We start from the raw sequence: 9,572 nt of genomic DNA, 5'->3' as shown, positions 1-9,572 counted from the left end.
AGGATACCCAAAATTTAAAAAGCATTGTCGGTCTGTAGAATATAAACAATCTGGTTGGAAATTATCAGATGATTGTATGTTTATAATTTTCACTGATAAATTCAAAGCAGGTAAGTTTTCTCAGTATTGTAATTCAGAAACAAGGGAAGATTTATTTAGGTTGAAAATTAATCGAGTCAGAATAGTTAGACGTGCAGATGGCTATTATTGTCAGTTTTGTATAGATGCTGATAGAAAAGAATCAGGAAATTATACTGGCAATGTCATAGGTATTGATTTAGGACTGAAGTATTTCTACAAAGACCAAAACAATAATGCGGTTGTTTATCCTCAATATTTGAGAAAATCAGAGAAGAAATTAAAACGTCGGCAAAGGCAATTAAGCAAAAAGTTTGTTAAAGGTAAAAAGCCTCAATCAAACAATTATCACAAAGCTAGAAAGAGACTTGGTAAATGCCATTTAAAGGTTAGTAGGCAACGTAAAGATTGGAGCATTAAACAAGCCCGGTGCGTAGTGGCATCTAACGATGTTGTCGTCTATGAAGACCTGAAGATACAAAACATGGTCAAAAACCATCATTTGGCAAAGTCAATATCTGATGCAGCGTGGTATCAGTTCACTCAATGGTTGGAATATTATGGAAAAATTTGGGGTAAAGCAGTTGTTTCAGTAAATCCCAAATTCACTTCTACTGATTGTTCTAATTGTGGGCATAGAGTCAAGAAAACTTTGTCAACCCGTACTCATGTTTGCCCTAACTGCCAAACTGCAATATGCCGTGACACTAACGCAGCACGAAACATCTTGAGCCGTGGATTAGAAATAATAGGTATTGAGTGGAATCAAGGGTACCGTAGGCGATACGGAAACCTCCTAGTAATAGGGAACGCTTTGGGAGACAACGGCCTCTGCTAATGATGGGCAACTTGATTTAGTAAGCTGTGTCGATGATCAAAGAATCACTTTTTGTGAGAATCCCCGCACCTTTAGGTCGGGGAGTATGTCAACCAGGGCGGATTTTCAGATAAACTAGCAGATAGAAAAGCGATCGCTCGTCAAGCGTTAACCAGTGCCCAAGAATTAGTCGGAGAAATTAACTTAGAAAAAGTTTATGTGATTGGAGATACCCCCAAAGATATAAGCTGTTGTCATGCTATTGGTGCCAGGTCTATTTCTGTTGCGACTGGTTCCTATAAATTGGAGGAGTTACAACAATATAATCCTTGGTGGGCCATACCCTCCTTACCAACACCAGATGTTTTCACCAAAAAGATAGGTTTAGGGAATGTTTAATATCATGTCCGGATAATCAGTGATAAAAAAACTTTCTCCCTTCTAACCTTGTCTTTTCTTCTGCCCTCTGCCTTCTGTCTTCTGCCTTACTTCCTCCAAAGTGTCAGTATTCAACCGGACATGATATAAAACCTGCTTTTTTTCCAATTTAACAAATTTGTCATGAATGATGTTTAAAACTTGAAAAAGTGCCTGGCCAGTAAGTTGAAAACCGTCAGAAAGTTAGTATTTTAGGCAAGAGTTGGACATAAAAATTGAGGAGAAGTTTTAACTTCTGCCTCCTCTAACATTCCTATTTCTCCTGACTACTGACTACTAACTACTACGAAGAGCAAAAAGACTTTTTCAGCAAACCCTAAAGTATCCGCTCAGTAAATGGGGGCGGACTACCACTTTAGGAATGATTTTATGCGATTTGAGTCTTGCTATTTACCGATTTACCCCAGATTATTGAGCAGTTACGAAATAAAAATATGAGTTTTCGGTAAAAAATTATATTAGTTTGTATTAGTTGCGTAATAACTTATTAACAGCATAGATTTATTAATAGTCAAGGAAAAGTCTTGAGCAACCAAAACTATAGAAAGAAAACAACCGATTGCTAGGGCTACAAATAGTGTCGCTATGTAATACCATTTCTAGGAGGTTAAACTATGCCAGCCAGTCCTGAAACCATGAATGCTATTCGGGATTACTATACCAAGCTTAAAGTTTCTAATCTAAGCCAACCCAATGACTACACTTGCCAGGCTACCTGTATTGCTATGGCTCTTGATTACACTACAGCAAATCAGATTAAAGATATTTATCACAAATTGAAGGGGCTGGATAATAATTACAACCCTGGCTCTCCCCTTAGAATGGCCACTGTAATTCATGAACTACTTAAGGCTCATTCTGATATTGGTTATCAATTGTATTATGATCAAAACAATGCCTGCCTTGATGATGTAAAAACCTGGCTGGAAGAGGGAGATTTTCTGATTACCCATGGTTGCTTCACTCATTCAGGTCATGTGATTTGCCTCTCAGGTCTGGAAATTGATACTGAAAACAATAGTTATAAACTTGAGGTCAAAGACCCCTGGAGCGAATTTGATGCACCTAACTGGAGGTACGATTTGGGAGGGGATTTGTACGATGGCTATTATTCCAGCTATTGTATCTATGCAGCCTGTGTTGCCAGCAGCAGTTATGGAGATGCTAAAATTATCTATAACAACGGGGAGTTAGACTCTAGTTACAAAAATATGTGGGTGCATCGATTCATGCTCTCTAAGCAAAAACATGGTGGCGGAAGTAGTATTCCAAAAACATATGTGGTTCAATCAGGCGATACTCTTTCTGGGATTGCCAGTCGCTTTGGGATATCGTTAGGGGCGTTAGAGGCAGCCAATCCTCAAATCACTAATCCTAATGTAATCACTCCTGGCGAATCTTTGAATATCCCGGAATCATAAGTTTTTGGGTGCATCTCAATTAAGCGATAAGTAATGATACTCAAGAAAGAGGATGAATAATTCTATTCCAGAAAACAAATAGAAAAAGGAAAAAAGAGGGAGAATATAATATTTGTTACCAGAAATGACTGATGGATGTCCAAATCCAAGTAGTCATAATTCTCAAACACCAAGACAGACCTCAACTCATATCATACAAATATACATAAGACCCTGGTTTTTCAAAGGTATCCATCCTCAGACCAATTTCATTCAAATAATAATTTAAAAATCTCCTTTCTGCGGGAATGTGAGTATGAGAAAATAATAACCAAACTCTTTTATTCCCCCGCAGTTTATCTAAGTCTTTTTCATATCTCGTCATTTCAGCAATTGATAATTCTTGACCATCATATTTATCTAAGTCATCCACACCAATAATATAATCTCCTTCCTGATAACCATATTTTTCTGCATAATACTGAAATTGATATATTCCTCGTTGATAAACATACAAAATATCCCCTGGTTGTTGATGTTTTTGAATATAATTCAGCACAGGTTTAATTTCTGAATAAGTTATCGGGTCTTCTATCAAATCAATGGCTTTTGATAAGGGTTTATATAACAATAAAATAACCAAGATAATCCCAATAATTTTTATCGGTCGAAATTTCGGTTTTCTCAGGATATAACCTCCACCTGCTGCGATAAGAAAAATTACGAATGGAGTGAGAAATAAAACTAGACGACTCCGAAATGGGTATTGGTGTAAAAAGGAGGCTAAAAAAGTTATGAATAATGGAGAAAGTAATAGCAATAAAATTTCTTTTCTGCTCAACCAACAAGAAATACAACCTATTAAAAAAAGGATAATAGCTAATCCATCCATCCATTTAGTAAAGCCTAAAGGTTTATAGAAAAATTTGCCAAAAGCATCGAATATCCAAACAATATCAAATGGGGAACTAGGAAAACCATCGCCCCAAGAAGTAGTTAGAGTTTCATTGCCAGTTAAATTTCTCAAAGACACAAAATAAAAGATGACAAAACTTAAAACCCAAGCTGAATAAATGAGTAATAATTTTTTGACTTTACTCAGGTCTTTCTGCCAAAAATTAATCAGTAAAGTACTCCCCCCAATACTTGCCAAAATAAAAATAGAAGGATGAGAAAACCAAATAGCGATCGCTCCGAGCAAACCAAATCTAATCATTTGAGCAAAATTCAATTTAGCCTTGACCAAAGGTAGTAATAGTAGATATAAAAAGAGAGCGATCGCTACATCACTAGAATATTGTTTTACTTCTGCTGAATAGTAGACTAAATATTCCAAACTGGCAAACAAAGTTAAACCTATAGGAATAGCAGATTTAGGAATCCATTTTTTTGCTAATTCATAAAATATAAACAACGAACCTACACCACAAATAAAAGGAAATAATCGTAGAGAATACTCATTATTCCCTAATATCTGAATTGCCAATTTTTCTACCATCAAAAAACCAATCGGCGCACCTTGTTCATAATCCAAAGGTTGGAACAATTCCAAATAAGAGCGATTGACAATATTCAAAGCCAAAACTGCTTCATCCGCCCAGAGAGAACGATTAGATAAATATTGAACTAACCTTACAGCTACCCCAAAAGCAATAATTAAATATGGCAGTATTTGATTGCCAAGCAAAAACTTAAAATCTGGTAAACCAAACTTTTTATTTCTAATAATTTCCATCCTAAATTCCAACAAACAACAGCGAAAATTCTCCTATATATAATATCAAAATCAACCAACTCTCAAAGCCAATTTTTCCTAAACCATATTCCTGACAGTGTAACAAACACAAAAGCAAAATTCCAGTCATCAAGATAGTCAGAGAAATCACAAAACTTTGAGAATTAGTCAAACCATAATAAATAGAACCTCGGCGATAAGCAAAATCAGAAAAAGCTATAAATAAAACATCAAAAGTATAGCAATTCCCAAAAAGAGTGAGGTAAAAATTTTGTTGGTTTTAGGCAACAGGCAACAGGCAACAGGGAATAGAAAACAAATAAAGATAGGTGTATCTCATTAGACTGAGAAACGCTATAAGATTTTATAGAAGCTCAAAACTTTAATTTTACAGTAATTTACCCAAATTATTTAACATTGAAAATTTAAAACTGTTCCAATAATGAAAAATTAAATCAATTATCTCTTTATCAATTATTTCCCCTCCTGGGAGGGGTTAGGGGTGGGTTTCCTACTGTCTACTACCTACTCCCTTATTTTGCATTTTTTCCATAGCAATTAAATATTGTCCGAAAAATGGTAAGCCAGCAATTGCTGGTAATACATAACGAGATGTACAAAGCAATCCTAAAGCTGCCCCAACTTCTGTAGAAAAATAAGGTTGATAAAACATAATAAAAGCAGCATCACGAGTACCAACTCCAGCAAAAGTTAAAGGTAATAATCCAGCTAAAATTGCTAAGGGAGATAATGCTAAACTTGCCAAAAGTGGAACCGAAACATTTAACGCTAGAGTAAAACACCAAATTTGTAATAAATGTCCGAACCAGATAAATATTGAAGTAGTAGCAATTTTGGTTAATTGTACTTTATCATGCCAAAAATATCTGTGCATTTCTATCCAAGAATGCTCTAAACTATCAATCTTTGAATAGATTTTTTTCGGAGCTATTTTTCGTGCTATTTGAAAAAATATATTCGTAAATTTGCGAGAAGATAATAATAATAATCCAATAATTAATCCTAAAGTTACCCCGGCAGTCATTACCCAAAATAATAAATCTTTTTCTGGATAAACAATCAATCCAAAAGCACACCATATTAACAAAGAAACTAGATCGCAAGCCTTTTCAAATATCACTAGAGATAGAGATAAACTTCCCTCTAAATGTCCTCTTTGTTTCATAAAATAAGCTTTGACAATATCTCCCATTTTGGAGGGTAATATCATATTTAATACACTGGCAGCTAAAATTAATTGATTTGCTTCTCCAAAATTTAGATAAGATGATGATTTATTCCCTCTTTTTGGCATTAATTGTTGTAATCGCCAAGCAGTTAACATTGTCAATGGCGCTATCATACTAACACTGACAACCATCCATATAGGGTGAGAATTTTGGAATACTTTTATTAGTCCAGAAAAATCAATTTTCCAGTAAATGGCTGTCAGAATAAGTAAACTGATAATTATAGAAATTAGTCGTTTCATAAGGGATGCTCAAGTCTTTAACTTATTCTAAGTTACTATATAGCAATCCTATTCTATTTGTGTATAAAAATCTTACTGCTTTTAGGCAACAGGCAACAGGCAACAGGCAACAGGAGAGAGTTTCAGTTTTTTTATCTACTTTTTAATTTGTCAGAAACTATTTAGGATTGCTATAGCACCGAAAAAAGCACTTGTCTTGATCTATCAATGCTTTGAGAATTAATCAGCAAATCCTAATTACAAGAGAAACCCATTGAGCTACGGTTATCCATTTTTCTAGGGTTTATTTGACACTCAATCAAATGAAATATTATTGGAGAAGCAAGTAAAAGATATATTATCGATATTACAAAAATAGCAATAGAAATAGCATATAACAAATCTTTCATTTTTTTCATTTTTTCCATTATTTTAGGATAATAACTTACAGCGAATTCCTAATATATGAAGTACAAAAATTAACAATTAAATATTTGTAGTGCGGGCATCTTGCCCGCGACTGGTGTACCTCACAAAAGTGGAATCTGCTGTATATCCAGTCCGCTTAATTAGTGATAAAAAACTTTCTTCTTCTCTTCCTTCTTTTTTCCTCCTGACTCCTTCTTCAATATGCTGGAACTTTAACAACCTCACTACCAGACAAACCAAAAGCTTTGTGAATAGCTTGCAACGCTTTTACACCATCCTCCTCTTCTACCACACAACTAATTTTAATTTCCGAAGTAGCAATCATTAAAATATTAATTTGACTTGCTGCCAACGCCTCAAACATTTGTGCTGCTACCCCTGGATGTGCAATCATTCCAGAACCCACAACACTGACTTTTGCAATAGCACTCTCTAATACTACTTCTCCCCAACCAAACTCTAATGCTGCATTTGCCAAAATTTGATATGCAGTTTCTCCCTCTGGTTGGGAAACAGTAAAAGCAAGATCGCGAGTCAAAACCCCATTCACACTATAACAACGTTGTGACTGGATTATCGTATCCACACTAATATTATTCTGCGCCAACAAACCAAATATTTTTGCTGCCATTCCTGGGCGATCGGGAATTTGACGCACTGCTAGTCTTGCTTGCTTCATATCTAAAGCAACTGCTCGCACTGGTGAGGGAACTTCTTCCGACTCAGAAGCAGCAGAGTTAGTAGGAATATCTGCAACATCCACATCAAATGCTTGACACAAAGAATTAACTGCCTTTTCGCAGTCTTCTGCATCAACCACACAACTGACCTTAACTTCCGAAGTAGAAATCATGACTATATTTACCCCTGCTGCTGCCAAAGTCTCAAACATTTTTGCTGCTACTCGCGGTCTCCCGATCATTCCCGCACCCACAAGACTGACTTTAGCAATAGGTCGCTCTTGTGTTTTGATTTCCGGTTCGCCCAAACTGGGGTCAGAATTTTTTCCTAAAGTAGGTAGTATAGCATCTGCTACCGCTGCCGCTTGTTTCAAAGTATCTTTCCCGACGGTGAAGGCAATATCATTGGTATTGCTTTCATGAATAGATTGAATAATCAAATCTACATCTATATTTTGTACCGCAATACCAGAAAACAATTTAGCTGCCACACCAGGGCGATCGGGAACGCGCAACAGAGAAACTCCCCCTTGGTTGATGTCATATTCCACAGCATCTACAGATTTTGTCAACTCCAAATCTTGCAAAGCACGATGTTGGGGTATTGACGAAACTACACGAGTACCCGGTGCATCGCTCCAACTAGATAAGACTACTAATGGCATTCCATAATTTCGAGCAATTTCCACTGCCCTAGGATGTAGCACTTTTGCTCCTAAGCTTGCCAATTCTAACATTTCGTCACAGGTAATGTCTGACATTAACTGTGCTTCGGGTACTATGCGGGGGTCAGTTGTTAAGATTCCAGGTACGTCTGTATATATTTCACATCTTTCTGCTTGGAGTGCTGCTGCCAATGCAACTGCGGAAGTATCCGAACCCCCTCTACCTAATGTTGTGATTTCCTGGTGGCGAGTCTGACTAATACCTTGGAAACCTGCAACAACTACAACTTCTCCCTGTTTGAGATGTTCTTCTATGCGTTCGGTTTTAATATGTAAAATACGAGCGCGGGAATGTTCAGCTTCTGTGACTATTCCTACCTGCGCTCCAGTCAGGGAAATAGCTGGCACTCCCAATTCTTTTAAGGCCATACTCATCAGAGCGATGGTCACTTGTTCCCCTGTGGATAGTAGCATATCCATTTCTCGGCGACAGGGGTTGGAAGAGATTTCGTTTGCTAGTTTGACTAAGCCATCTGTGGTTTTTCCCATCGCTGAAACGACTACTACTACCGAGTGATCGCTTGCTGTTTTTGCAATACGTTGGGCCACTGCTTTAATTCTTTCTACAGACCCGACTGATGTACCACCGTATTTTTGGACTATTAGCATATTGATTTGAGAATTAGACTATTAAAATATAAACTGTATTAATTTAAATTCTTCGGTTAAAAGTTGTAAACCGGATTGATTAAAGTGTATCTTTTTATATTTAATTTGGTGTGATAACTTTAATTTCAGAACATTAAGAAAAATTGTATTAGTTTGACGGAGCAGAATATTATGAACAATCTAATAAACAAAACTGCCACAATGCAAGCGCTACTTCTGTGGGATCTTGGCAAGTTTGAAGTGCGCGAAGTTCAGAAACCTCAAGTTGCTTCTAATGAAATACTGTTATGCACATCAGCGGTTGGTTTATGCGGTTCGGACTTTCACATTTTTTCTGGGGAGTTGAACTTGAATAAGGATCGAAATGGTCAACCTATCCCCCTACTCCAACAACCACAAATTCTAGGCCACGAAATTGTCGGTGTGGTAGAAGAAGTGGGAGCAGAAGTTCAAGATTTGTCTGCGGGCGATCGCGTGATTCTAGATCAGGGGTTAAATTGTTTGAGTCGAAAGCGACAATCTCTCTGTGAATACTGTGTTACTGGAGATTCCCACCAATGTGAATTCTATGGAGAACATGGTATCACTGGTTTACCAGGAGCATTTGCTGAATATTTGACAATTCCTGCTGTGAATGCCATTAAAATCAATTCTGACTTGGAAAATGTCCAAGCTGCGTTAACAGAACCTCTTAGTTGTGTGATTCATTCATCAGATGTAGTGGCAAAAACTCGCGCGCGCTATCAAATTGGTGCTGAAGAGTTAGAGCGTCGAGTGCAATCAATTCTAATTTTTGGAGCTGGACCTGGGGGACTTTTATATACTCAGTACCTACGCAATATTCTTGGATATGAGGGTTTAATTTTGGTCAGCGAAACAAATGCTCAAAAACGTGAGTTAGTTAAAGGTTTTGGTACAGATGTCATAGATCCCCAAGAGGTAAATATTGTAGAGGCAGTGAAAGAAAAGACGAATGGACGTTTAGTAGAGTATGTAATTGATGCTTCCGGAAATGGTTTAATTTTTAAATCTATTCCCAGTTTGATGCGCAAACAAGCAACGTTTCTGATGTACGGTTATGGACATGGGGGAGTAGATTTGAGTGTGTTAAACAACTTCCAATTTATGGAGACAATATTGGTTTGTGCGACGGGAGGTTCAGGAAAATTAAACGACCGGGGACGCTCATT

7 protein-coding genes are annotated in these 9,572 nt (G+C 36.9%); 4 read left to right on the top strand and 3 right to left on the bottom strand.

Going from position 1 to position 9,572, the window contains the following annotated elements:
• The 3 genes from AC3DU7_RS16295 to AC3DU7_RS16285 all read left to right on the top strand — a co-directional run.
• Window positions 1-916: RNA-guided endonuclease InsQ/TnpB family protein (locus tag AC3DU7_RS16295; RefSeq protein WP_488040376.1), on the top strand; the 916-nt coding region annotated here is incomplete at its 5' end.
• Between the two features lie 132 nt (window positions 917-1,048).
• Window positions 1,049-1,294, top strand: coding sequence for an HAD family hydrolase (locus tag AC3DU7_RS16290; protein WP_488040377.1), 246 nt, complete (start codon window positions 1,049-1,051; stop codon window positions 1,292-1,294).
• 653 nt (window positions 1,295-1,947) lie between these two features.
• The gene (locus AC3DU7_RS16285) at window positions 1,948-2,754 is read left to right on the top strand and encodes a LysM peptidoglycan-binding domain-containing protein (protein ID WP_488040375.1); all 807 of its coding nucleotides are present in this window, start codon (window positions 1,948-1,950) and stop codon (window positions 2,752-2,754) included.
• Window positions 2,755-2,935: 181 nt separating this feature from the next.
• Here AC3DU7_RS16285 and AC3DU7_RS16280 read toward each other — a convergent pair whose 3' ends face one another.
• From AC3DU7_RS16280 to AC3DU7_RS16270, 3 genes are all read right to left on the bottom strand, one after another.
• Complete coding sequence (locus AC3DU7_RS16280; protein WP_488040374.1) at window positions 2,936-4,468, bottom strand: glycosyltransferase family 39 protein; 1,533 nt, start codon at window positions 4,466-4,468, stop codon at window positions 2,936-2,938.
• Between the two features lie 511 nt (window positions 4,469-4,979).
• A complete protein-coding gene (locus tag AC3DU7_RS16275; RefSeq protein ID WP_488040373.1) occupies window positions 4,980-5,960 on the bottom strand; it encodes a lysylphosphatidylglycerol synthase transmembrane domain-containing protein in 981 nt (326 codons plus the stop codon).
• Between the two features lie 604 nt (window positions 5,961-6,564).
• A complete protein-coding gene (locus tag AC3DU7_RS16270) occupies window positions 6,565-8,382 on the bottom strand; it encodes an aspartate kinase (protein ID WP_488040372.1) in 1,818 nt (605 codons plus the stop codon).
• A gap of 171 nt (window positions 8,383-8,553) precedes the next feature.
• Here AC3DU7_RS16270 and AC3DU7_RS16265 point away from each other — a divergent pair.
• Window positions 8,554-9,572, top strand: a 1,019-nt coding sequence (locus AC3DU7_RS16265) for a zinc-dependent alcohol dehydrogenase (RefSeq protein ID WP_488040371.1), incomplete at its 3' end; no start/stop codon positions are given.

The organism is Okeania sp. (genome assembly GCF_983059655.1).
The sequence above is the reverse complement of the archived record's forward strand: the minus strand, read 5'-3'. Positions and strand labels throughout refer to the sequence as shown.